Annotated in this window: 17 protein-coding genes, 1 tRNA gene and 2 pseudogenes; 11 read left to right on the forward strand and 9 right to left on the reverse strand. The window is 57.9% G+C overall.

All coding sequences use genetic code 11. The annotated features are described in order from the left end of the window. Window positions 1–32: 32 nt before the first annotated feature. The 3 genes from AC0L8G_RS15120 to AC0L8G_RS15130 all read right to left on the reverse strand — a co-directional run bounded on the left by AC0L8G_RS15120 (window position 33) and on the right by AC0L8G_RS15130 (window position 3,193). Window positions 33–2,249, reverse strand: a complete 2,217-nt coding sequence (locus tag AC0L8G_RS15120) for a TonB-dependent receptor (RefSeq protein WP_473385007.1) — start codon at window positions 2,247–2,249, stop codon at window positions 33–35. Between the two features lie 247 nt (window positions 2,250–2,496). After that, window positions 2,497–2,688: a hypothetical protein gene (locus tag AC0L8G_RS15125; RefSeq protein WP_473385008.1), complete on the reverse strand. Its 192-nt coding sequence runs from the start codon at window positions 2,686–2,688 to the stop codon at window positions 2,497–2,499. After that, complete coding sequence (locus AC0L8G_RS15130; protein WP_473385009.1) at window positions 2,648–3,193, reverse strand: GntR family transcriptional regulator; 546 nt, start codon at window positions 3,191–3,193, stop codon at window positions 2,648–2,650. Before AC0L8G_RS15130 ends, AC0L8G_RS15125 begins: the two co-directional genes overlap by 41 nt. A 163-nt stretch (window positions 3,194–3,356) precedes the next feature. Between AC0L8G_RS15130 and AC0L8G_RS15135 the strand changes: the two genes are divergently transcribed. Both AC0L8G_RS15135 and AC0L8G_RS15140 read left to right on the forward strand, forming a co-directional pair. After that, window positions 3,357–4,520, forward strand: coding sequence for a dipeptidase (locus AC0L8G_RS15135; protein WP_473385010.1), 1,164 nt, complete (start codon window positions 3,357–3,359; stop codon window positions 4,518–4,520). 31 nt (window positions 4,521–4,551) lie between these two features. Then, window positions 4,552–6,120, forward strand: a complete 1,569-nt coding sequence (locus AC0L8G_RS15140) for a serine hydrolase (protein ID WP_473385011.1) — start codon at window positions 4,552–4,554, stop codon at window positions 6,118–6,120. A 71-nt stretch (window positions 6,121–6,191) separates the two neighbouring features. On the opposite strand, the gene AC0L8G_RS15145 is transcribed toward AC0L8G_RS15140, so the two are convergent. The 3 genes and pseudogenes from AC0L8G_RS15145 to AC0L8G_RS15155 all read right to left on the reverse strand — a co-directional run bounded on the left by AC0L8G_RS15145 (window position 6,192) and on the right by AC0L8G_RS15155 (window position 10,534). Beyond that, window positions 6,192–6,758, reverse strand: coding sequence for a nuclear transport factor 2 family protein (locus AC0L8G_RS15145; RefSeq protein ID WP_473385012.1), 567 nt, complete (start codon window positions 6,756–6,758; stop codon window positions 6,192–6,194). A gap of 329 nt (window positions 6,759–7,087) precedes the next feature. Then, window positions 7,088–7,174: transfer RNA gene (locus AC0L8G_RS15150), tRNA-Leu, on the reverse strand. An 86-nt stretch (window positions 7,175–7,260) separates the two neighbouring features. Next, a pseudogene (locus tag AC0L8G_RS15155) lies at window positions 7,261–10,534 on the reverse strand (transglutaminase family protein). Window positions 10,535–10,663: 129 nt separating this feature from the next. Between AC0L8G_RS15155 and AC0L8G_RS15160 the strand changes: the two are divergent. After that, a complete protein-coding gene (locus AC0L8G_RS15160) occupies window positions 10,664–12,529 on the forward strand; it encodes a class II glutamine amidotransferase (RefSeq protein WP_473385013.1) in 1,866 nt (621 codons plus the stop codon). A gap of 12 nt (window positions 12,530–12,541) precedes the next feature. Here AC0L8G_RS15160 and AC0L8G_RS15165 read toward each other — a convergent pair whose 3' ends face one another. Next, window positions 12,542–13,477 carry a glutaminase gene (locus AC0L8G_RS15165; RefSeq protein WP_473385014.1) on the reverse strand — a complete coding sequence of 312 codons (936 nt, stop codon included), beginning with the start codon at window positions 13,475–13,477 and terminating at the stop codon, window positions 12,542–12,544. 303 nt (window positions 13,478–13,780) lie between these two features. Here AC0L8G_RS15165 and AC0L8G_RS15170 point away from each other — a divergent pair. Further along, window positions 13,781–14,855 (forward strand): annotated as a pseudogene (locus tag AC0L8G_RS15170) (Fic family protein); the annotation flags it as partial. Between the two features lie 11 nt (window positions 14,856–14,866). Here the strand turns inward: AC0L8G_RS15170 and AC0L8G_RS15175 are convergent. Continuing rightward, window positions 14,867–16,969 carry a S9 family peptidase gene (locus AC0L8G_RS15175; RefSeq protein ID WP_473385015.1) on the reverse strand — a complete coding sequence of 701 codons (2,103 nt, stop codon included), beginning with the start codon at window positions 16,967–16,969 and terminating at the stop codon, window positions 14,867–14,869. A 71-nt stretch (window positions 16,970–17,040) separates the two neighbouring features. After that, window positions 17,041–18,360 carry a serine hydrolase domain-containing protein gene (locus AC0L8G_RS15180; protein ID WP_473385016.1) on the reverse strand — a complete coding sequence of 440 codons (1,320 nt, stop codon included), beginning with the start codon at window positions 18,358–18,360 and terminating at the stop codon, window positions 17,041–17,043. Window positions 18,361–18,805: 445 nt separating this feature from the next. On the opposite strand from AC0L8G_RS15180, the gene AC0L8G_RS15185 reads away from it, so the two are divergent. The 7 genes from AC0L8G_RS15185 (at window position 18,806) to AC0L8G_RS15215 (ending at window position 24,206) form a co-directional block, all read left to right on the forward strand. Beyond that, entirely contained in the window at window positions 18,806–18,934 is a 129-nt protein-coding gene (locus AC0L8G_RS15185) for a hypothetical protein (protein ID WP_473385017.1), read from the forward strand. Window positions 18,935–19,019: 85 nt separating this feature from the next. Next, entirely contained in the window at window positions 19,020–19,475 is a 456-nt protein-coding gene (locus AC0L8G_RS15190) for a hypothetical protein (protein ID WP_473385018.1), read from the forward strand. A gap of 73 nt (window positions 19,476–19,548) precedes the next feature. Beyond that, window positions 19,549–20,040, forward strand: a complete 492-nt coding sequence (locus AC0L8G_RS15195) for an FAS1-like dehydratase domain-containing protein (RefSeq protein WP_473385019.1) — start codon at window positions 19,549–19,551, stop codon at window positions 20,038–20,040. A gap of 32 nt (window positions 20,041–20,072) precedes the next feature. Then, window positions 20,073–20,390 carry a MaoC family dehydratase gene (locus AC0L8G_RS15200; RefSeq protein WP_473388885.1) on the forward strand — a complete coding sequence of 106 codons (318 nt, stop codon included), beginning with the start codon at window positions 20,073–20,075 and terminating at the stop codon, window positions 20,388–20,390. A gap of 510 nt (window positions 20,391–20,900) precedes the next feature. Further along, the gene (locus AC0L8G_RS15205; RefSeq protein ID WP_473385020.1) at window positions 20,901–21,833 is read left to right on the forward strand and encodes a Zn-ribbon domain-containing OB-fold protein; all 933 of its coding nucleotides are present in this window, start codon (window positions 20,901–20,903) and stop codon (window positions 21,831–21,833) included. A gap of 11 nt (window positions 21,834–21,844) precedes the next feature. Further along, entirely contained in the window at window positions 21,845–23,050 is a 1,206-nt protein-coding gene (locus tag AC0L8G_RS15210) for an acetyl-CoA acetyltransferase (protein ID WP_473385021.1), read from the forward strand. Further along, window positions 23,010–24,206 carry an acyl-CoA dehydrogenase family protein gene (locus AC0L8G_RS15215; protein ID WP_473385022.1) on the forward strand — a complete coding sequence of 399 codons (1,197 nt, stop codon included), beginning with the start codon at window positions 23,010–23,012 and terminating at the stop codon, window positions 24,204–24,206. The genes AC0L8G_RS15210 and AC0L8G_RS15215 overlap by 41 nt, the downstream gene beginning before the upstream one ends.

The raw sequence follows: 24,206 nt of genomic DNA on the forward strand, positions 1-24,206 counted from the left end.
AAACCAAACACCGAGCCGCCCTCTTCGGGGTCCTAGAATTCGGCGGTTAGCGTCGCGCCAACCGTCCGTGGTCGGATGATGCCCGCGCTAAGCACGCCAACAGGCAGGTTCGTGCTTGGATTGCCGCCAGAGGTATACCCGGTTTCATTGGTGACGTTACGCGCATAAAGCTCGATGGCGTAACCTTCGAATTGAAGCCCGGTCCGCAAACTCAGCAGGCCATAGGACGGAAACTCGTTTCGCCCGTCCGCAGAGAAGTTTGTGAACTGACTCGACTGGAAGCGATAAGTGAGACCAGCATAGCCAATCACGCTGTCGCCCAGTGGCCGTTCATAATCGCCGCTAAAGCCGAACGAGTATTTCGGCGTAAAGGGCAACTTGTCGCCATCAAGAGCGCCGACGAGCAGAGGGTCGGTGTCTGTCGTCAGTTCAGAGTCCGTAATGGCGCCGGTCGCAAGCAGGCTCAGCCCGTCTGTCGGACGAAGCGTTACAGTTGCTTCACCGCCGATGCTTTTGGCGCCGCCGCCATTGGAGTTGACTCCAAAGCCATTCACCGCCGTGACCAACTGCACATCATTCCAATCAAGATAGAATGCGGAAATATCGATGCCGAACACGTTATCTTCCGTCTGCGCCTTCACACCCGCTTCGTAGCTCAGGATAGTGTCCGACGTATACGTGAAAGGCGTTCCCTCTGGCGCTGTCGGCGGCAGCACGTTCGGGCCGCCCGGTCTGAAGCCCTTGGCGACGCGCGCATAGACCGCCGCATTGTCATTCAGCTCGAAGCGCGGCGCGACAGACCATGTGAAAACGCCTTCACTGGAGTCGATATCAGGGTAAGTTTCCGGCGGCCCGACAAACAGACCGGGAAGACCGTCCGTCACCTGAAACACCGATTGCTTGTTGTGGCTGTAACGGCCGCCCGCTGTCACATCGAAGCGGTCGCTAAGATGCAGCGTTGCATTGGCGAAGCCCGCAAACTCTTTGTATTTCGAGTTAATGCTGAGATCAGCGAGAGTCGGCACGCCAGCCGAAGGCGTGACCGTTCCCGGGTCCACCGCCGTGACAACCTGATTGATGAAGCCTTTTTCGCTGGAGAAATAACCGCCGACAACCCATTCAAAGCTGTCATTATCAGCAGAAGACAACCGCACTTCCTGGGTGTATTTGCTCTGATCTGTCTGCTGATCCAGCACCAGCTCCAGCGGATCGACCATCAGCGCGCCAGCCACAAGCCCGCCCAGGGAATAGGTCATGAAGTCATCGTGAATGGTTTGGTCGGTCTTACTGTAACTCGTAGATGAAACGAGGTTCACCGAGCCGAGATCCCATTCCATCGTGCCGTTGAAAATACGGTACGCAACTTTGTTAGTTGAGTCGGCATAGCGGTATCTGGTCAGCTCGCCGCCAAGCGGATCGAGCGTCGCCGCATCAATATTAATGCTGTTTGACTCATCGGTTTTGATGTCCTGAAGGAGGCCGCTCAACCGAACGGTGAAATTGTCGGTCGGATTGACCAGCAATGACGCCCGGCCGCCATAGGATTCCGAACCGTTGATATCCTCAGCAACATCCGACCCTTCAGCGCCGGTCGTATCGATGAAGCCGCCGCTCTTGCGATAAAAACCGCTGCCGCGGATCGCCGCCCGGTCGCTTAGGGGCATGTTCACAACGCCCGCGCCGGAATAACCGATATCGCCGCCATCGACAGTTTCCACGCCTGCGCGCACGCGGCCAAGATAACCGTCAGTGCTGGGCTCTGCGGTCACAAATTTCAAAACACCGCCCAGCGAGTTGGCGCCGTAAAGAGTACCCTGCGGTCCGCGCAGCACTTCGACGCGCTCAACATCAAACGTATCGAAATCGCCGGCGAGAATGCCTGAGTTCACAAGACCGCTGCTTGATCCAAACGGCGTTTCATCAACATAGACCGCAACCGTTGAAGCAATGCCGCCTGTATTGACGCCGCGCAAAACCAGGCGGGCTTCGCCCGGCGTGCTCTGATTCAACTGCAAACCGGGAATGAGCGCCAGATAGTCCTGGAAGTTCGTAGCGTTCAAACGCTCCAGCGTATCGCCGCCGACAACGCTGATCGACTGCGGCACTTCCTGCAATGTCTGGGTCCGCTTTTGCGCGGTCACCGTGATGACATCACGGTCTTCGCTGTCGCTAGTTTGCGCATTCGCCGACGCGCCAAACGCCACCATGGCGGCGCCCGCCATCAGCATCGCTTTAAATCCAAGATCCATGCTTATCTCCTTTGCCCCTCCAGCCTTTTCGCGCCCCGCGTTTTGGCTGCCTTATTTTCTTATAAGACATTTTTATTTATTTGGATACCCGCTTTAACGGATTTCGCCCCTCCCCCAGGGAATTGTTGCCGCCGGGGCACAGCGCCTCACGCCGCCGAAATCCCGCGAAACGGGAAAACGCGAACGGACCTCGCGCCGCGGCGGCGCCAGTCAGGGAAGGTTGTAATTTAAAAAACCCGAGGCGCCGTCAGGGTTTCATCGGCACACGGAGGTCCTGCGTGTAGAGCTGGTCATGCAGGAAAATCGCATCGAGCACCCGCTCCTCGCAGATCGCGAGAATCTTGTGGGTCTGGTCGCGGATATCTTCAGCGTGATCGTTTTTTACCGCTTCAAGCAGTTCACGCTGATGCTCCCAGGTGAATGGCAGGACGCGTTTCATCTTCGCATAGAGCCAATAGATCTCGCATGGTCGTATCTTCGAGCTGGCTGACCCAATGCATTAAAAGCGGGTATTTCACCTGCTCCGCCACATAGACGTTAAAGCGCTTATTCGCCTTTAAAAGCTTCAATACGACGTGATCATCATTGATCGGCCCTTTATGGGAAAGCGCGTCATTCAGTTTGACGAACTCGGCGAAGTCCACTTGCGATGCGGCCATGGCGAAAATATTGGGCTGCAACATTTTACGCATGGCGAAGTTCTGTTTCACATCCAGCAGGGTCAGCGGCGTCACGCGCGTCACGCGCGGGGATATGGAAACAAGGAACTGCTGCGCGGTGAGCTGCTCCATTATATTTCGCGCCGTCGTCCGGCTGATGTCGAACATCTCGGTCAGGATGTTTTCGGACACCTTCTGACTCGGCGCGAGCCGCTGCGTGACGATGGCGTCCATGATCTCCTCATAGACTGCGCCGCTGTCATTGCCGTTCAGGGCTTTTTTCATTCTCTCCGCCTAAGCCATTAGCTTTCAACGATATTTGCCGGATTTAGCGTCGCTCGTCTACATAAGCGGGCATTTTGGACGCCTTATTTTATTTTTTGGCTGTTAAAAATGCGTGTCTTCCGCTAGGCTGACGTCAAATGGGGCGTTTTCGGGAAAAATACGCATGACGAAGACAGGCATTTCGCGCCGGCGCATCCTCAAGACCGCCACAGCCGCAATCGCCGCGCCCATGATCAATGTGGGCTCCTACGGCCTGGGCGCCGAAACCGGGCGCGTTTACAGCGCCAAGGCGATCGAGCTGGTCAATCGCAGCCTTGTCGTCGACATGTTGTCGATCCTGACCAATCTCGGCCAGTCGATGATCGCCTCCCAAAGCGAGCATCCCAAAACCATCGACAGCGAAAAGATCACCGACGCGCAGCTCGAGAAGATTCGCGCCAGCGGGGTCAATATTTATCATCCCGCGACCGGCCTTGTCCGGTATGACGACGCCTTGCAATTTGTCGCGCGCCTCAACGCCTTCGCAGCGGAGCGGCCAGACGCCTTCCGCCGGATCACCAGCATCGCGGAGATGGACGCCGCCAAAGCCGACGACAAGATCGGTTACATTGTCGGCATACAGAATTCAGAACATTTCAATACGCCGGACGACGTCAATCTGTTTTATCATCTCGGCCAGCGCGTCAGCCAACTCACCTACAACACGCAGACCCGCATCGGTTCCGGCGCAACGGACCGCGCAGATGGCGGCGTCAGCGATTTCGGCGCGGCGATCATCGCGCGCATGAACGAAGTCGGCATGGCCGTGGATGTCTCCCATTGCGGCGACCAGACAACGCTAGACGCTTTCGAGGTTTCCAAGGCGCCGGTGCTGATCACCCATTCCAATGTGCGCAAGCTCGCCGGCGGTCATCCACGGTGCAAATCCGATGAAGCGATCAAGAAAATGGCGAAATCCGGCGGCGTGATGGGCATCACCGGCGTGCGCAATTTCGTCCGCGACAAGGAGCCGACCACCATCGAACATATGCTCGATCATTTCGACTATGTGGCGAAACTTGTCGGCGTTGAACATTTGGGCGTCGGGTCGGATATGGACCCGGACGGCTATGACGACATTCCAGAGCCCGCCTATAGCGCGCTGAAAGGCGCCTATAAGGACAGCTATAAATTCCGCGACAAGATCGATACGGACGGCTTCGACAATCCGCTGAAAATATTCACGCTGACGGAAGGTCTGATCCGGCGCGGCTATGCCGATGCGGATATTGAGTTGATCCTCGGCGGCAATTTCAAACGCGCCCTTGGCGAAATCTGGAAACCCTAATCAAGCAAACCGGTCTTATCGGAGAATTTCTATGAGCCTACGCCGCTTTTTCATGTCCGCCGCCGCCTGTCTTCTTTGTACGGGAAATGTCGGCGCCGCCGAAGTTTCACCGGAACAGATCGACGCCTATGTGCAAAAGGCAGTCGACGAGTTCAAGATCACCGGCCTCGCGGTCACCGTGGTTTCCAGCGACTCCGTCATATATCAAAAAACCTTCGGCGTCCGCGATGTGCGCGAACCGGATGTGAAAGTCGATGAGGACACGCTGTTTCCCTTCGCCTCCATCGGCAAGGCGTTCACCACCGCGGCGCTCGCCATGGCGGTCGATGAAGGCAAGTTGAACTGGGACGATCCGGTCCGCAACTTCATTCCCGAATTCGAAATGTCAGACCCGTATATCACGGCGGAATTTTCCGTCCGCGATCTGGTGACCCATCGCTCCGGCCTGCCGCTCGGCGCCGGCGACCTTCTGGTGTTTCCCGACGCCAATCCCGAAGTGTCCGATATTATCGCAGCGATGAAACACATTCCGCCTGCGACGAGTTTCCGCTCGGAATACGCCTATGACAATCTGATGTATGTGATCGCCGGCGAGGTTCTGTCGCGCATTGACGGCAAGCCATGGCGCAAATCCATTGAGCAGCGAATTTTCAAACCGATCAAGATGAAGTCCTGCACTGCCGTCCCGTCTGAAGGCGCGGCCGCGAAGAACACCATCACCCAGCACTTGCGCAAGCCCGGCAGCTGGGAAGGCGAGCCGATCAACCCGCGCTACATCCTTAGCGACAACACCGCGCCGGCGGGCGGCATTAGCTGTTCCATCAAGGACCTCGCGAAATGGGCGCAGTTCTGGCTCAATGATGCAACGACCGCATCGGGAAAGCGGCTGGTCTCGGAGGCGCAGGTCAAAGAACTCTGGACCGGCGTCACGCCTACCAATGTAAGCCCGATTTTGGCGGAGCTTGGCGGCACGCATTTCTCGGAATACGCGCTAGGCTGGAGTCTCCGCGATTTCCACGGCAAGCTGATGGTCAATCATAGCGGCGGCTTGCTCGGCGCGGTTTCCTATTTCGGCATTCTGCCCGAACAGGACTTCGCCGTGTTTCTCACCACCAATGACTTCGCCATCGCCACCAGCTTTATCGCCCTGCAAATTCTTGACGACGCCGCCGACCCGGAGGCGAACTCCGACTGGCTTGGCAAAGCGACTGAATTCTACAATGCTTACCAGGCTTCCGCCGCAAAAGATCAGGGCCATGGGGATGAAGCAACGGCCGATGTGGCTGTCGCCGCCCTGCTCCCCCTCTCCGACTATGTGGGAACCTATATAGACCCATGGTACGGACCGGTTTCAATCGAGATCCGCGATGACGATTTGTTCATTGATATGAGCCGGTCGCAAGCGCTCGATGCGCCGCTGATCTCCCTTGGCGACCACAAATTCGTCGCCCGCTGGCCTGATCGCAATCTCAATGCGGACGCCTTTGTGATGTTCTCCGTTGAAGACGGCAAGGTAACAGGCATGACCATGAAGCCGGTTTCAGCGACGACCGACTTTTCGTTCGACTTCAAGGATCTGAATTTCAGCAAGCAGGACTAGGCTGCGCTAGCAAACACGAAAAAAGGGCCGGTCGCAGACATGCGCCGGCCCTTTTCTGTTCAGACCAATGCTCAGCGCGGTTTGAAGCTGTCGTCATAGGCGTCCGGCAGGCCGCCGCTGCTGGTGATCACGCGCTTGGTGATCAGCCAGCGGCCGTTGACCTTTTTCAGTTCGGTGTCGTCCACGCCCTGCTCAACCACACGCGGCGCCAGTTTGATGGTGTCTGAATTCACTTCCGTCCAGATAAGATGCACGGTCGCTTTGTCGCCATCCACGACAATACGCATATTGTTCAGCATCACATGCAGCTTGCCCGGCAGCGCTTCGCCCGGCGACATGGTGCTGTAATTTTTGTAAAACGCCTGAATGCCGTCGCGCCCCCGCGCCACTTTGCCATTGACGTCCATCACGCCGTCCTCGGTGTAGTAAGAACCGAAGCCATGATCGCTGTCGGAATCGAGACCGGCGTAATAGCCAACCATAATGTCCTCGATCTGGATGCGATCAAGAAGCTCGCTTTGCGTCGTCACCCAATCCTGCGCCATGGCCGATTGCCCGGCGCCCGACAGCGACAGGACGAGCGCAAGCGCACCCATACGCGCAATTCTCGCCGCTTTATTCTGTGTACGTTTCTTCATTCTGTCGTCCTCCCGTTATGTTTATTTTCCCTCCCCTTATCGCATGGGCCGGTGCGGGCCGTGAAGGCGTCAACCGCCCACCGCTCATCAAGATTCATTCAATCAGTGATTACGCTTCTTGATGGGTCCGCCTCGCGGGCGGGATCGGGCGCGCCCGGCCGGGCCCATGCCCCGTGACGCGGTGTTAGACTCGCGCCAGCGCCCCGGCATTCTCTGTGGAGAAAATATCAACTCTAGCGGCGGCCGCTTTAATCTGTACAGGGATTTATTTCGCGATCTACCGCACGGCGGCGGATCGGATCGCGTCATCTTTTGGGTGGCTCGGGGAATGGTGCGGACGGCGGGACTTGAACCCGCATGGGATTACTCCCGACAGATTTTAAGTCTGTTGTGTATACCAATTCCACCACGTCCGCATCGGGGCCGCACTAAACAGGCGCCCTTGGCGATTGGCAACAGCAAAGAGCGCCCTCACCCCCGCCAATCCGCCATTTTCCGGGGTTCAGGGCCGAAAACGCAGATCCAGCGTGTGCGGGAATTCCGGATTGACCTCCGGCGCCGGCGGCGAAACCTTGCCCGGCGTGTGGCCCATCGCTTCAAAGCGGGCAATGCGGCGGCCCTCCGCTTCGTTTTCGTTGACCGGGAATGTCTCGAAACTGCGCCCGCCCGGATGCGCCACATGATAGGTGCAGCCGCCCAGCGAACGGCCCTGCGCCACGTCGATGACATCGAATACCAGCGGCGCATGCACCGGCATCCTTGGATGCAGGCTCGATGGTTGCGACCAGGCTTTAAAGCGCACGCCGGCGACATGCCTGCCGTTTTCGCTGGTCGGGGACAAGGGAACCATGCGTCCGTTGCAGGTGATCACATGGCGATCAGGGACCAGCCCCGCAACGCTCAGTTCTACGCGATCGACCGTGGCGTCGACCGAACGGCTGACGCCGCCGCCCGCCGGTTCTTCACCCATGACCGGCCATGGCTCCAGCGCCGAGCGCAAGGTCAGCGTCACATCGCCGACCTGCGTGCTGCCGCAAAGTGGGAACCGGAAGGCGAGAAACGGTTCAAACCATTCGGGCTTCAAATCAAACCCGCCCGCGCGCAAATCATGCAGCACCGAAACCAGATCCTCGCGCACATAATGGGGCAACATGAACTGGTCATGCAGCCGCGAGCCCCAGCGGATGAACCGACCCGTATAGGGTTTGCCCCAGAACATCGCGATGCAACTGCGGATGAGCAGCGCCTGCACCAGATTCATCTGCGGATGCGGCGGCATTTCAAAGCCGCGCATTTCCAGCAGTCCCAAGCGGCCGCGATCGCTGTCAGGGCTGTAGAGCTTGTCGATGCAGAATTCCGCGCGATGGGTGTTGCCGGTCAGATCGACCAGCAAATTGCGGAACAGCCGGTCGACGATCCACGGCGCAACCTCGCCCTTTTCCGGCAATTGCTGAAACGCGATTTCAAGCTCGTAAAGCGAGTCATGGCGGGCTTCGTCAATGCGCGGCGACTGGCTTGTGGGCCCGATATACATGCTGGAGAAAAGATAGGAGAGCGACGGATGGTTCTGCCAGAAACTCACCATGGAGCGCAGCAAATCCGGACGGCGCAGAAACGGGCTGTCATCAGGCTTCGCCGCCCCCATGACAATATGATTGCCGCCGCCCGTGCCGGTCCGCCGCCCGTCAATCATGAATTTCTCGGTCGACAGTCTGGCGAGGCGCGCTTCTTCATAGACCGTGCTGGAGATCGTTTTCAGCTCGTCCCAGTCTTTCGCCGGCTGGACATTGACCTCGATCACGCCGGGGTCTGGCGTCACGCTGAAATGGCGCAGCCGCAGATCCGATGGCGGCGTATAGCCTTCAAGCACCACCGGCGTTTTCAATGCCGCGGCGGTCGCTTCAATCGCGGCGATCAGTTCGAGAACATGTTCGGCGTAAGCGAGAGGCGGCAGGAACAAATGCAACACGCCGCCGCGCGCTTCAGCGCAGATCGCCGTCTTGATCAGACCGTTCGGATCGCCCTTGAAGGCGCGATCATCGGGCTTGGTTGATTTCGCGGCCTGTTTTGAAAGCGCATCGCTACTCGGCAACGGGCCGAGCTTGTCAAACGAACTGCGCTCCGGCGTGATTTCTTCATAGGCCTCGGGCGGCGTCGGCAGACTGTTCAATGGCAGCCGCAAGCCGACCGGCGAATCCCCGGCGAGCAGGACCATATGCGGGCCTCGAAACTTCCAGGCATTGCTGATCCAGCGCTCGCGCTTATGGGAGTAATGCAAGGGCAGCACATAACCGACCGGCTCGTTCAGATTCGCATCCATGAGCTTTTGCAGGCGCGCGCGTTCGCTGCGTTCAAAAACATCCGCCTCCAGCATTTCATCTTCGAGCGGCAGGCGCTGTTCTTTCCATAGATAGTAAGGCGTGTCCTCACGCGCGGGCAGCACATAGCTCGCCGGCAGGCCAAAGCGGGCGCCGAGCGCATCAAGGAATTGTTTCGCGGTGTCCGGCTTATGCTCCAGCGGCGCATCGGGGTCCGCCAGCAGCTTGTCATCGCGCCAGACCGGCTCTCCATCCTCGCGCCAGAAACAAGGCATCGCCCAGCGCGGCAAAATCTCGCCCGGATACCACTTGCCCTGCGTAAACATGACCAGCCCGCCCGGCGCGAAATGTTTGCGCAAGCGATTGAGCAAGTCCTTGCCGAGCTTTTTCTTGGCGCCGCCGAGCGCGCCATAGTGCCATTCATCGCCTTCGCGATCGTCGAGGGAGACGAAAGTCGGTTCGCCGCCCATGGTGAGGCGGACATCGCCCTTGGCGAGTTTGGCATCAACCGCGCGCCCGAGCTTGTCGATGTCGCGCCATTGCGCCTCGCTATAGGGCTTGGTGACGCGCGGCGCCTCGATCATCCGGGTGATGGTCATGTCGTGGCGGAATTCAACGCCGACATCGCTTTCCAGCGATCCGGTCACCGGCGCGGCGCTGGAGGGGTTTGGCGTGCAGCAAACGGGGATGTGCCCCTCGCCCGCAAACAATCCCGATGTCGGGTCAAGTCCGACCCAACCGGCGCCGGGCAGATAGACTTCGGTCCATGCATGGAGATCGGTGAAATCCGTTTCCGTGCCGGACGGACCGTCGAGCGATTTCACATCCTGCGCCAACTGAATGAGATAGCCGGACGCAAAACGCGAGGCGAGCCCCAGATGGCGCAACGCCTGGCACAGGAACCACGCCATGTCGCGGCAGGAGCCGCTGCCGAGCTTGAGCGTTTCTTCGCAAGTCTGAACGCCCGGCTCCATGCGCACCGTGTAAGAAAGCGAAGTGCTGAGCTTTTGATTGATCGACACCAGAAAATCGATGATGCCTTTTTCCGACCGGTCGATTTCCTTGAGCCAGTCTTTCAGGCCCGGCCCGCTCTCCTTGACTTCAAGATAGGGCGCCAGTTCCTCTTTCAAATCGGGCGCATAGGCGAACGGGAAATTCTCCGCATAGTCCTCAAGGAAAAAATCAAACGGGTTGAACACCCGGATCTCGGTCAGGAGATCGACCTCGATTTTGAACTCGCTGACCTTTTCCGGGAACACCACGCGCGCCAGGAAATTGCCGAACGGGTCTTGCTGCCAGTTGATGAAATGGTTCTTCGGCTCGATCTTGAGGGAGTAAGACTGGATATGCGAGCGGACATGGGGCGCGGGCCGCAACCGAGATCGTCTGCATCCCAAGCGTCACCGGCCGCTCATATTGGTAGTGCGTCAGATGGTGAAGGGCGGCGACAATACTCATGTTGAGGTCCTGAATCCGGTGCGAAAGCCTTGAAAACCGGACATCCGATTTTAAGAGATTTCAAATGCAAACGCGCAATATAGTGTATGATACAGACGCCAAGCCCCCAAAGCGACCAGTATCAGGACTATGTCGGTGTTTAAAATTCCGCCCCTTACCAGCGATATCCTGGCCATCAATTTCGATGCCCCCAGCTCGCCGACGATCCACCTGAAAATGTCCCGGCAGTACCGCAGCAGCCATTCCCATGGCTGGGGTTTTGGGTGGTATCCGGGCAATCAACAATCCGCGATGGTGGTGAAAGACCCCGCCGCGCGCGGCTCTGAAGTGCTGACAAGCGCCATCGCCGACTGGTCGAATTTCCGGTCAAACATCTTCTTCTGCAAGGTCCGCGGCGCCGATGACGGCTATGCGCAAGCGGAAACGCAACCTTTCTCGCGCAGCTTCGCCGGGCGCGACTGGCTGTTCATGCATAATGGCGATCTCGACAAGCAGGCGCTGACCAATCTCCATGGGCGGCAGATCCGCCTGCTGGAGCCTTTGGGCGGCACCGATTCCGAACTCGCCTTCTGCAACCTGCTGTCCCAGATGCAATATAGCGGCGCGCGCGAAATCGCCGATCTCGACCCGGCGATGCTGCATGACTGGTTCAAACGCTTTGACGAACTGGGCAGCGCCGACATGTTCATCAGCGACGGCCAGAGCCTTGTCTGCTTCCAGGGCGCGCGCTCGCCCAAACAGCTTTTTCATTCACGTCAGACGCCGCCGGACCGGCCCGACGCGCTCGCTTCCGACGCCGCCGACATTCTTTTCGACGATCCGAGAGACACCTATCGCACGGCGCTGGTGGTCAGCTCATCGCCCTTTGAGGGCGACGGATGGACCGCAATGGCGCCGGGTCAGATGATCATCGCCAATCACGGCGCCATCGCCTGGGACTCAGCGCCGGTCGCTGCGGGCGCCCGCCCCAATATGCAACCGATCCAGCCGCTGACGCCGCAGCAAAAAGCCAATCCAATGGCGGCGGTGCAGGCCGAACAGGCGCAATCGCAGATCGAGTCGCAAACCTTCCTCACCAGCCCGCGCTCCATCACAAAGTCAGCGGATGGAGACAATCTCACCTTTCGAACTTATGAGTTAGTCCACGAGACCCATTACGCCTATTCCGAACCGGTCGAGCACAGCACGCATTTGTTCCGCCTGCAGCCGGTCGTCGATCCGATTCAGGAAGTTCTCCATTCGAGCATCACGATTTCTTCGCCTGCTGAAGAAATCCAGTTTGAGGATGTGTTCGGCAATCAGTCCCTGCACTGCACGATTAACGAGCCCTATTCGCGGCTGTCATTAACCGCCAAAAGCCTGGTGAAAATCTACGCCGCGCCGCCGGACGATCACAGCCATTCGCACCGGCAAACTTCGATTCCGCTGATCTGGATGCCATGGCAGCGGCAAATGATGACGCCCTATTTGCTGCCGCAGGAACTGCCCGAACCGCAATTGCGCGAGCTGACCGAATACGCAATGGGCTTTGTGGAGCGCAATGGCTATCACCTGCTCAAGACGATCAACGACATCAATCTCAGCATCTATAATGACTATAAATATGTGCCGGGCAGCACGTCGCTCAACACCACGCCGTTTGAAGTCTATGCAACACGGCAAGGCGTGTGTCAGGACTTCGCCAATCTGTTCATCTGCCTGACGCGGCTGCTCAGCATCCCCGCGCGCTACCGGATGGGCTATATCTACACCGGCGCCAATTACGAAAACAAAATCCAATCGGACGCATCGCATGCCTGGGCGGAAGTCTACCTGCCCTATCTCGGCTGGCGCGGTTTCGATCCGACCAATGGCTGCATGGTGGCGCAGGACCATATCCGCGTCGCCTGCGGGCGCAATTACATCGACGCAACGCCCACATCGGGCACGATCTACAAGGGCGGCGGCACCGAGACCTTGTCGATCGATGTGAAAATGCGCGAAGTGACTGACTAGCCGCAAGCGAGCCTAAAAGACGGACAGCCCGGTCTTTTCGGTAAACAGCTCCAGCGCTCTTGTGCCGACCAGCGAGTTTCCGGACTCATCCAGTTCCGGCGACCAGACGCAAACACAGAGTTCGCCGGGTATGACGCCGACAATCCCGCCGCCAACGCCGCTTTTCGCCGGAATGCCCACGCGAAAGGCGAAATTGCCGACGCCATCATAGAGGCCGCAAGTCAGCATCAGCGAGTTCACGCGCCGCGCCCGAAGCGGCGGCATGATTTCCGCGCCGGTGATCGGCGACACGCCCTTATTCGCCAAAGGCAGGAAGGCGCGCGCCAGATCGATGCAGGACATCGAAATCGCGCATTGCCGGAAATAGGTTTCCAGAACGATGTCGACATCCGTATGCAGATTGCCGTGGCTTTTCAGGAAGTTTGCAATCGCCGCATTGCGATAGCCGTTCTCCGCCTCCGACTGAGCGACCTCTTCATCAATCCGCAGCGTGTCATTACCGGAAAGCTCGCTCACCCATGACAGGATGCGGCGGACCGGGTGAGCGGAGCGCTCAACGATGCAATCAGTAACAACGATTGCCCCTGCATTGATGAAGGGATTTCGCGGCACCCCGTTTTCCGCCTCAAGCAGGACGAGCGAATTGAAGGGCGAGCCGGAAGGTTCTCTGCCGACCCGCTCCCACAAAGCGTCCGCGCCCACATCCTTCAACGCAAGCAGCAAGGTGAAGACTTTTGAGATGCTCTGAATGGAAAAACGCTCATCAGCGTCGCCGCAGGTCCATTCCTGTCCGTCGACAGTGCAGATGGCCATGCCGAATTTACGCGGATCAACCCGCGCCAGCGCCTTGATGTAATCCGCGACATGGCCCTTGCCGAAATCACCCTGCACTTCTGACTGAATGTCAGACAGAATTTTCGTGAAATCTGTGGGAAGTTTATTCGCCATGGCAGCCGAAACCGCAGATCCTGAGTGAAACGGCTAACGCGGTGAGGAAACTGGAGCGGGTAGCGGGAACTAAGGGAAACCTTTTTAATAATTAATTCAAATAGATACGAAATCTCGACGACAAAAATGTAGCCCGGTTTGTATCCAATTTGTAGCCCATTACTTCGCCGTAATCGCCACATTTCGAAGTTTGGATCACTCCAAAGCCCCAAAGCTTAGTGCATCGAGATTCCGTATAATTCTCGACATCGTTCCTTCTCAACATCCAGTCTTGCACTCGTCTGTATTGCTGAGAATAGGTCCGTGTATATCCATGAGCATAATGAATGGCCAGAGTTCCATTGGAACGAAAAGACCGCGGCGCCCACGCTCGCCGAAGTCAGCCGGAGGCAGGGCCGCTTGATCGGCAGAGTGGGGGGCTTGGATTTAAGCTGCGCAATGAGGCCGCTCGGCAGACCTGACAGAAGATGTCGTCAAATCCAGCGATATCCAAGGCGAAATTCTTGATCGCGATCAGGTCCGCTCCTCCATTGCTCGACGGCTCGGCATGGACATTGCCGGGCTTGTCCCTTCGGACCGCCATGTGGATGGCGTCGTTGAAATGCTGCTGGATGCAACGAGCCGCTATGATTCGTCTTTGACACAAAAAAGGCTGTTCGGCTGGCGCGCGGCGCTGATCGCCACCCGGCCATAGCGGCATACGCAAAATACGCGTCGACGGATGGCGCAGCGATACTGAAGGGCCCATGCAGGTCGTCTCCGGCCCCTTAGGCAAAGAACACGTTCACTATGAAGCGCCGGCCGCGGCGCGCTTGCCGAGTGAAATGAAATCGTTCCAGCCATGGTTCGAAAAAGAAAACACGCTCGATCCAGTTACGAAAGCAGGCGCAGCTCATATATGGTTTGTTACGCTTCATCCATTTGAGGACGGCAACGGGCGTATGGCGCGCGCCATGGCAGATATGCAGCTTGCCCACGAAAAGTGTCTCCTGGGTTTTTACAGCATGTCTGCGCAAATCCGCGTTCAGAGAAACGCCTACTACGACATTCTCGAACGTTCTCAGAAAGGCGATCTCAACATCACGGAGTGGTTGTTGTGGTTCTTGTCCTGCCTGAACGACGCCATCGATCAGGCAGAAACGCTGCTCTCGAATGTACTCGCAATAGCGCGGTTTTGGGAACGCCACCGCGAAAGCCGCTAAACGAACGGTAGGTGACTGCATTGAATCGCTTATCAGATGATTTCGAAGGAAAACTGACAAGCTCGAAATAGACAAAGTTGACGAAAGTTTCCCAGCATAAGGCTTCATGGGAAATCAAGGATCTGATTGAGAAACACATCCTCAAGCAAAATGAAGGTGGCGGCAGAAGCACCAGCATGGATGCCCTTTATTGCGATTGCGGACTCAAGTGCTGGTCAAGAAAGTGCAAAGCGGTTTCCATTCCTTTCAGCACCGTACTGTGCACCAACATGCTGTGCACCTCATCGGGAACAATCAGCTGCTCAAACTCCACATTATGGCGTCTGAGTTCTCCAACAAGCTTCACCGTCTGGTTAATAGGCACATTACGATCATCATCTCCATGAATCAGGAGCACCGGCGAGCGCCAACTGTCTATAGCACCGATTGGAGATGCATCACGATACTGCTTGGCGAGTTCGGCAGTCGCCGGGGGTATGAACAAGCTGAAGTCGTGGATGCCGCACCAGTCGACGCCGACCTTGTAAAGATCAGATGCGTTGGCGAGAGCGAGCCCCGTAAGGTAACCTCCATATGAAGCGCCCCAGATACCAATCCGTTCCGGATCTACGTCCGGAAGGGTCTTGAGATATTGGCCCGCGCCGATCAAATCGTGAATTTCACTGCCGCCAAAAGGGCCAGTCTTGGGCGCTTTCCTGAATTCCAGACCATAGCCCGGCGTGCCGCGGAAATTAATGCTTAGAACGACAAAGCCCTCTTCGGCCAAAGCCTGATTCAAGGCGTAGAGCTTCTGGTACTGATACATCCAGTGCCAACCCAGCAGCATTTGCTGCCCCGGGCCGCCATGAACGAAAACAACAGCCGGATGGCGCTCTCCTTTTGCAAGCCGGGACGACCGGAAAATCTGCGCAGGTATCTTCATGCCGTCGGCGGCGGTAATCACCACCGGCTCCGGGACGACGATTTCGTCTTTCGGATATTCCGCCGGAATCCCGCGCGGATCCAGTTCCTTTTCCGTTCCATTGTCCATCTTGATCACAGCATGCGGCGGTCGAACGTTATCCGCCCGGATAAAAGTGATCCGTCCTTCACCATCAGCGAAGAATGGGAGCACATCCGTCGCAGCTCCACTCGTCACCTGGCGTGGCGCGCCTCCGCTTACCGCCACTTGCCACAGGTCCCAGTCTTCCGGCGCGCTCTGATTGGACGAATAAAGCAGTTGCGTGCGGTCGGGACTCAGCGTGGCGTGGCCGACTTCGAATTGACCGACCGCGAGTTCGATCGGCTTTCCACCGGCAAGCGGCACGGAGTAATAATTCACCCAGCCGGTGCTTTCCCATGGAAACACAATATGATTGTCGGCGCCCCAAAGAATATTCTTAGCGACAATCGCTATATCCAAATCGCTGCCTATGCCTGGGCTCGCCATCCAGATTTCTCGGCCGGAGCCGTCAGCCGCCTGCGCAACCCGGATCGACCAGGGCATGTCCTTCGGATCGGTAAAACGGCCCGCGCTGGAAGCCGGTTTGCGGATAAAAGCGATCTGAGTGCTGTCTGGCGACCAGACGGGGCCACCATCCCAATCCACGCTCGGATCCATATACCGGATCGAATTACCTGGCAGATCAAAAACGCCGATGTATTTATGCGTCTCGCGATCGCTCGTGAAGCTGATCTTTTGGCCGTCCGGCGACCAGGAGGGCGAAGCGATCACGCCATTTGCGTGAATCTGCCTTAGCGATGCATACCCTCGCCGCAGATCCATCAGATACATTTGGTCTTGTCGAATGAACGCCAATTGCTTGCCGTCGGGCGAAATTGCCGGCGAATGCCCCTCCGCCAGCCGCTCGGCTTTCCCGCTTCGCGTCGCGATCTTCCAGATTGCCTGCTCCACACCCTCGGGATTATGCTGCGGGTTCGGCCACTCGCCATTCCTGTTTTGGGGGCCGCCCCGCACATAAACCGCAAACCGGCCATCCTGTGAAAGTGTGAGTTCGGAAATCTCCTGCCCGTCGTCCGCCGTATTTGAGGTAATCGGCCGCCCAACATAGTCTGGCGCTTCCGCTACCCAGATATTTCTAGCCCCGCGCACCATCTGAATCCAAGCAACCTTGCCGCTTTCATCGGAAGCCGTCAGGTCTCTTGCAAGCGGCACGCTTAAAAGGCCCTCAAGATAGCTTTGTTGTTCCTTTTCATCGGCGCGCGCCACGCCGCCTGATCCGACAGTTGCAAAAAGCGTGAGCGGAAATATCGAAACTAAAAATATCCGCAGAGCAGATTTCCGACTCATTATCAGACTCCTTTTTTGCACCAATCCCTACGATCAATGCCGCATCTCAAAACCGCGCCTCAGCCGTCTGACTAAGGCGTTCGAACAAAACGCATCGTCACCCTTACCGTTGTCAGTTCGAACCCGTTCCGATAACCGTCAAGGCGCAGCTCAATACCAAAGGCTTTGTAAACATCCTCTGCGGCGCGGTTCAGCGTCACTTGACGCCGAACCTCGCCGTCCGGCCCAAAAATGGTCATTAGGAGCGCTTCGTCGTCCTTTGCCTCAAGCTGGTAAACTACGTCGAGATCTTCTGTGCGATAGCGACCGTTCGCAGCGGAAGGCTGGACAGCAGCCACAGAAACGGGGCTTAGCGGAGACAGGCCGTCTGGCGCATTGCTGTTTATCGCCGCGATGATTTTATCGGTGCGTTCTTCGGGGCTGGCGATATCACGGTTGCATAACATGCCTATGCCCAGGCGGGCATTCTGGTTGCGAGCAAAGTAGTTTCTGAAACCATTGGCGCCGCCTGCCGACCTGAACCAGTCCGGCGCCACCCTCAACCCGCTCGCGTAATAATTATCGGGAAGCCCCACCTTGACCCCGTTATTGTAAATGCCGGGCTCGATCATCAACTTGACCAGTTCCGGCGTCCAGACCTTGCGGCCTGTGTCGATGTCATGATCCCATTTCGCCAGGTCCCTGACGGTTGTCATCAGACCGCCCGCTCCGCCGAAGAGCGGGTAGTCGTCAGCTTGGCGAAACGCCCTCTCTTTCATCGCATAACCATGGGCAACGTTCTCACCGCCTGGTCGCACATCAGAAAGAATGTAGCTGCGCGTCATGCCGGCAGGACCCAGCACCCGCTCTTTCATATATTGGTCGAACGGCGTCCTGGAGACCCGTTCCACAATTTCGGAGAGCAGCAAATAGCCGCCATTGCTGTACGCCCATTTCGTGCCGGGTTCGAAATCGGGACGCCTTTGCTCCAAGACCAGGCTCAGCGCTTCAGCCCGGGTGGCTGTCGACCAGTCAAATTGTCCATTGAGAATGAGGAGCCCCAAAGTGTCCCGGATGCCGCCAGTGTGGTGGAGCAACATGCGTATTGTGACCGGACGTTCGTGCGCCGACATCTCAGACAAAATCTCGGGCACATAGGTGCGAATGTCTTCGTCGAGATTGATCTCGCCTTCCAGAACGAGCTGCATGACGGCGACAGCGGTAAAATGCTTGGAAACCGATGCAGCGTAGAAACGCGTATCGATATTGAGCGGTCGCTGACTCTCAATATCGGCGGCCCCGGACGCCACGGAATAAAGGGTTTTTCCGTTGCGGAACACGCCGGCGACGCAGCCGGGGCCGGCCAGACCCTCAGGATCGGTAATCGCCGCGCGAACTCTATCCGCGCTCATCGCTGCTTCATCTAATTCTGAAGCGGATGCGGAAAAAGCCAAAAAGCACAGCGCACCGCCAATGAGCGAATGAGTACATCGAGAACTCATTCCATCCCTCCCACGCATTCTGATCGTTCACATGCGGCCGTTGGAAGCCGCGCCAATCAGAAAATAATATATCATATTATGATGTATTGATATCATAATATCAACCGCAATGAAAGAATCTCGGCCGCTCATGCTTCGTAATTGGAGCTTGCGACTGAAATGGAGCGCCAAACCTTGGGTCGCGGCTCATCAGCTGCGCCAGTCGGAGCGACTTAACGCACCTCTGTCGACAAGTTGATTGCTACGATGACGGCTCGAAGCCACCCCAATCAATGTTTCAGCCCCGCATGTTTTCAGCTATCCAACACCATGCCGCAAGGGGCATGGTTGTACGATCATAAAGCGAGAGGCGCCAATGGCGAAGCAAGCCGCGACCGGCAAGGTAGCAAAAAAGAAGACGGATAAGAAAAAGGCCGACCAGGCGGGCCGAGATAGGTTGCTGGATGCGACAAGCGCGCTAATGGTCGAGATCGGGGACATATGACGTATCACTTCATTCGATCGCGCGCAGCGCTAAAGTCACAGCGCCGCTAATCACCTATCACTTCGGATCCAAAGAGGGGCTGCTTTTGGCGCTGATCGAGCGGGACACGGCCCACTCTTTCGCCCAGTTGGACGGGCTTTTGTCAATGAACGCCGACCCGGTGACGAAATTGCGCATAAACATCACCGGGATCGCCCGCACCTACACCCGCTTTCCATATCTCATTGGGCTTTTCAATCACCTGCTGCGCGGGCCGGACCGGAAAGTCGCCGCACTCGTCCGCAAACAGTTTATTATGCCGCTCATTGAGACCCAGAGAACGATAATTGACGAAGGCGTTCAGTTGGGGGCGCTTCGTCCGCTAGACCCGGACAAAGTATACTTCACCATTGTCGGCGCTTGCCAACACCTCTCTGCATCCCAAGTCGCATTCCGCGATATCATGAACGGGAAGCCGACCGATCCCGTATTTGTAAGGGAGTTTGCAGACACCGTGGCGGACATTCTGCTTAATGGCCTTAAAGCGCCGCGAGGCGATTGACAGCAGGTCTCCCTTCGCTTTACGGTCGTAAAGGGAAAGCCCAACGTCGCGGCTCCCAAGAAACGGGAAACGCATGCCGCTCGATTACGACCGCATTATGGGGCTTCCGCCAATAATCACCCAGCAGACCCTCAGCATTAGGGATACGATTATCTATGCGCTGGGCGTCGGCGCTCACGACCTGGAACATGTCTATGAGCAGGGCTTAGAGGCGTTGCCCACAATGGCGGCTGTTCTTGCCTATCCAGGCTTTGTCGCCGCACGGCCGGAGCTTGGCCTAGACTGGAAGAAAGCATTGAACGGCGAGCAGTCGATTAAGCTCCACGCCCCCCTGCCAGTAGAAGGCGTGTTCACTGGCGAAACCGTCATCGAAGAAATCTTCGACAAGGGAGCTGACAAAGGCGCGATCATGCGCGTGCGCAGAACAATCCGAAATGCAGCTAGCACGACGCTGTTGGCGACGGTTTGGTCAAGCACCTTTCTGCGGTCCGAGGGGGGTTCGGGCAACGCGCCAAAAACGAGCCCCCCACCCCGCACTCGATACCTGATCGCAAGCGCGACATGACAGTGTTGCTAGAGACCCGACCCGACCAAGCGATGCTTTACCGGCTCTCGGGTGACTACAATCCTTTACATATAGATCCCGAAGTCGCGAGAGAGTGCGGTTTCGACCGTCCTATCCTTCAGGGCTTATGCACCTACGCAATTGTCGCACGCGCTCTGATAAAGGCGCTGTGCGGGGGCGACGGCGCTCGCATGCAAGGGATGGACGCACGCTTCTCCAGCCCTGTGTTCCCTGGGGAAACCATCCGAACGGATATCTGGCGCGAAAGCGAGGGGCGGGCGTCATTTCGCGCCTTCGCCGAAGAGCGCGGAGACCTTGTCATCAACAATGGCTACATGGAGTTCGCATGACGTTTGGCATCCTGAGCGTGGGCGCCTACATCCCTCGGCGACGTCTGCAGCGAACCTCAATTCACGCCGCTAATGGCTGGTTTGCCGGCGGCTTGAAGTCGCTCGCCAAGGGCGAACGCGCGGTTGCTAATTGGGACGAAGATTCGATAACCATGGCCGTAGAAGCGGCGCGCTCATCTCTCGCTTCAAAAGACCGCAACGCGATAGAACTCGGTCGTCTTCGCATCAACTTCGCATCCCTTCGCAGATCGACAGAACGCCGGCGTTGTCAAGGAAGCGCTGAACCTTCAAGACGCCGTATCGACAATGGATGTCGGCGGGGGACTTCGCGCTGGCGTTGTCGCGCTTGCCAGCGCGCTTAACGCCACAAGCCGAACAACTCTATGCTGCGCAGCGGAAAATCGCCGCGCAGCGCCGGGATCCGAGGCCGAAATGATGTTCGGCGACGCTGCGGCCGCATTGCTTATCGGAGAGGGTGATCCGATTGCAACACTGGTCGGAGAGCACCATGTGTCGGCGGATTTCGTCGACCATTTCCGCAGCCATGACGCTGACACCGACTATGGGTGGGAAAGCCGCTGGGTGCGCGACGAGGGCTACGCTAAACTCGGCGCTTGCGCTTTGCAGGAAGCGCTGGACAAGCTGTCTATCGATGGCGCCCGTGTTGATAAACTGATCGTCCCGCTCACGATGCGCGGAGCTCCCAATCTCTTCGCCAAGGCCGCCGACATTGCGCCCGACTCGATCTGCGACGTGCTGTCAGCGAATGTCGGCGATTCAGGGGCCGCACACCCGTTATTGATGTTGGCCGCCGCGCTGGAATCCGCGGCGCCAGACGAATTGATTGTTCTGGTCGGCTTCGGCCAGGGCTGCGACGTGCTGGCGCTGCGCACAACCAACGCCATTGCCCGCCAGCGCGGAAACAATTTCACGCACGCCCTCTCACGCCGCACGCCCGAAACCAACTACATGCGCCATCTCTGGTTTACCGGAGCCGTCGCTTATGAGCGGGGCATGCGCGCCGAGCAGGATATGAAGACCGCGCTGACCGCGCTTTATCGCAATCGCAAGACGGTGCTCGGACTCGTCGGCGGCCGATGCAGAAAAACAGGCACGGTTCAGTACCCCCGCAGCGAAATTTCGGTCAACCAGAATGACCCCGCCATCGGCACGCAGGAAGACTATCCGCTCGCCGACGTGCCAGCGTGCATAGTCACCTACACGGCCGACGCGCTGACCTACACGCCGGATCCTCCCTGTTGGTACGGCATGATCGAATTCGAAGGCGGCGGTCGGATGGTCGCCGAATTTGCGGACGTGGCCGCCGAAGATGTGGACGTCGGACGCGCGGTGCGCATGGTCTTCCGCATCAAGGCGGTGGACGAGCTGCGTGATTTCAAACGCTATTTCTGGAAAGCGGTTCCGGCTGACGCCGGCGCCTGAGGAGATGAGGCATGTCCAAGGGCATCAAGGACAAAGTTGCTATCTTAGGGATGGGCTGTTCGAAGTTCGGCGAACGTTGGGGCGACGATCCCGAGACGTTGATGGTCGAAGCCTATCTTGAAGCGCTCGGAGACGCAGAGATCGAGACATCGCAGATCGACGCGGCATGGCTTTCGGTCGCTTTTGACGCAGTCAATATTGGACCTTCCGGCGTGCCGCTGAGCATTGCGCTGCGTCTCGACAACAGACCGGTAACAAAAGTCGAAAACTACTGCGCTAGCGGCACCGAGGCGCTGCGCGGCGCTGTTTACGCTGTTGCGTCCGGCGCTGCCGATATCGCGCTTGCGCTCGGCGTCGAAAAGCTCAAGGACACCGGATATGGCGGGTTGCCAGCGCGCACGCGCGGCACAATGTTTGACATGATCGGCGTTAACGGCTCCGCGCCCGGCAACTTCGCACAGCTCGCGGGCGCCTACCGCGCACGGCACAATGTTTCGGCGAGCGATCTGAAGCGCGCAATGGCGCATGTTTCGGTAAAGAGCCACGCAAACGGCGCAAAGAATCCGAAAGCCCATTTGCGCAAGCCAATCGACATCGACACGGTGCTGAATGCGCCAATGATCGCAGAACCGCTTGGGCTGTTCGACTGCTGCGGCGTTTCGGACGGCGCCGCGTGCGCAATCGTAACGACGCCAGAAATCGCGCAGGCATTAGGAAAAACGGAAATCGTAACCGTGAAAGCCCTGCAGATCGCCGTTTCGAACGGCTGGGAGCTGCAAGGCAGCGGCTGGGACGGAAGCTATTTTCACACGACGCGCAAAGCAGCCGTCCGAGCCTATGACGAGGCTGGAATCACGACGCCCGAAAGACAGCTCAGCCTGATGGAGGTCCATGACTGTTTCTCGGTCACCGAACTGGTGACGATGGAAGACCTTTTCGTTAGTGAAGAAGGCCGAGCATGGAAAGATGTGCTTTCTGGCCGTTTCGACGCAGACGGCGAGATCCCGTGCCAGATCGATGGCGGTCTCAAATGTTTCGGCCACCCTATTGGAGCGTCCGGTCTGCGCATGGTTTACGAGAACTATCTGCAACTGCTTGGCCGCGCCGGCTCGCGCCAGCGAAAGGACAATCCGGTCTTCGCACTCACACACAATCTCGGCGGCATGCCCAACCAGAATGTGTGCGCGATCTCGATCATCGGTCTGCAAGACGCATAACTCGGAAAATGTCGCTGTTCGATACCTTTCAGTTTTATGCCCCCCAGCTGAAGCCGAGTCGCTTCGCAAACCGCTTCGCGCGCTGCTAGCGGAGCATGTTTCCTTGCTTTCCTCCGATCAGCGCGCCCGTTCGTGGATGGGGTTCGATGCGAAACTGAGCCGCGCTCTTGGGGCTGCAGGCTTTCTAGGCCTCACCATGCCGCGCCAATATGGCGGGCGGGACCTCGGCGCCTTTGCACGTTTTGTCGTCGCCGAAGAACTGCTTGGCGTCGGCGCGCCAGTCGCAGCCCATTGGATCGCCGACCGGCAGTCGGCGCCATTGATCCTGCAATACGGCACACAGCATCAACGCGACACGTATCTGCCCGGCATCTGTCGTGGCGAGACTTATTTCTGCATCGGCATGAGCGAGCCCGGCTCAGGATCGGATCTTGCAAGCGTACGAACACGCGCGAAGCGCAGCGCAAACGGCTGGCGCCTCAACGGCCAGAAGATCTGGACGACCTTCGCCCAAGACGCCCACTACATGATTGCGCTCGTACGCACATCAAGCGTTATCGCAGACCGCAAGCAAGGACTATCCCAGTTTATCATCGATCTCGCCGCGCCCGGCGTAACCATAAGGCCGATCCGTGACCAGACAGGTGACGAACACTTCGCTGAGGTTTTTTTCGACGGCGTTGAGCTGGCAGAGGACGCGCTGATCGGAAGCGAAGGCGACGGGTGGACGCAAGTTATGGCGGAACTCGCCTTTGAACGCAGCGGTCCGGAGCGAATATTTTCAAGCATTACACTGCTGGACGCGTGGATCGCGCAGGCGCATGCCGCTGACTTGGCAAGCGCCGTTCTTGCCGGGCGCCTGACAGCACAACTGGCCATCCTGCGCTCAATGTCGCTTGCGGTTACCGCGGAACTCGCGCAGGGACGTTCTCCGGTGGTCGAAGCCACACTCGTCAAGGACCTTGGCACGGCGTTCGAACAAGCGATACCTGCGCTTATCGCGGACGCTCTCGGCGCTCGGCCGGACGCCCGGCCCAGCGACGAGTTGATGCGCACCCTCACATTCGTCACACAAATCGCGCCAAGCTATTCACTTCGTGGCGGTACGCGAGAAATCCTGCGCGGCATCATCGCGCGCGGCCTTGGACTGCGCTGA

This window comes from Hyphococcus sp. D3-15, from assembly GCF_055809375.1.

What these genes read in the sequence shown, in the direction of transcription:
- AC0L8G_RS15120 (WP_473385007.1), bottom strand. Translation starts at nt 2,249, where the DNA reads ATGGATCTTGGATTTAAAGCGATGCTGATGGCGGGCGCCGCCATGGTG.
- AC0L8G_RS15125 (WP_473385008.1), bottom strand. Translation starts at nt 2,688, where the DNA reads ATGAAACGCGTCCTGCCATTCACCTGGGAGCATCAGCGTGAACTGCTT.
- AC0L8G_RS15130 (WP_473385009.1), bottom strand. Translation starts at nt 3,193, where the DNA reads ATGAAAAAAGCCCTGAACGGCAATGACAGCGGCGCAGTCTATGAGGAG.
- AC0L8G_RS15135 (WP_473385010.1), top strand. Translation starts at nt 3,357, where the DNA reads ATGACGAAGACAGGCATTTCGCGCCGGCGCATCCTCAAGACCGCCACA.
- AC0L8G_RS15140 (WP_473385011.1), top strand. Translation starts at nt 4,552, where the DNA reads ATGAGCCTACGCCGCTTTTTCATGTCCGCCGCCGCCTGTCTTCTTTGT.
- AC0L8G_RS15145 (WP_473385012.1), bottom strand. Translation starts at nt 6,758, where the DNA reads ATGAAGAAACGTACACAGAATAAAGCGGCGAGAATTGCGCGTATGGGT.
- AC0L8G_RS15160 (WP_473385013.1), top strand. Translation starts at nt 10,664, where the DNA reads ATGTCGGTGTTTAAAATTCCGCCCCTTACCAGCGATATCCTGGCCATC.
- AC0L8G_RS15165 (WP_473385014.1), bottom strand. Translation starts at nt 13,477, where the DNA reads ATGGCGAATAAACTTCCCACAGATTTCACGAAAATTCTGTCTGACATT.
- AC0L8G_RS15175 (WP_473385015.1), bottom strand. Translation starts at nt 16,969, where the DNA reads ATGAGTCGGAAATCTGCTCTGCGGATATTTTTAGTTTCGATATTTCCG.
- AC0L8G_RS15180 (WP_473385016.1), bottom strand. Translation starts at nt 18,360, where the DNA reads ATGAGCGCGGATAGAGTTCGCGCGGCGATTACCGATCCTGAGGGTCTG.
- AC0L8G_RS15185 (WP_473385017.1), top strand. Translation starts at nt 18,806, where the DNA reads ATGGCGAAGCAAGCCGCGACCGGCAAGGTAGCAAAAAAGAAGACGGAT.
- AC0L8G_RS15195 (WP_473385019.1), top strand. Translation starts at nt 19,549, where the DNA reads ATGCCGCTCGATTACGACCGCATTATGGGGCTTCCGCCAATAATCACC.
- AC0L8G_RS15200 (WP_473388885.1), top strand. Translation starts at nt 20,073, where the DNA reads ATGCTTTACCGGCTCTCGGGTGACTACAATCCTTTACATATAGATCCC.
- AC0L8G_RS15210 (WP_473385021.1), top strand. Translation starts at nt 21,845, where the DNA reads ATGTCCAAGGGCATCAAGGACAAAGTTGCTATCTTAGGGATGGGCTGT.
- AC0L8G_RS15215 (WP_473385022.1), top strand. Translation starts at nt 23,010, where the DNA reads ATGTGTGCGCGATCTCGATCATCGGTCTGCAAGACGCATAACTCGGAA.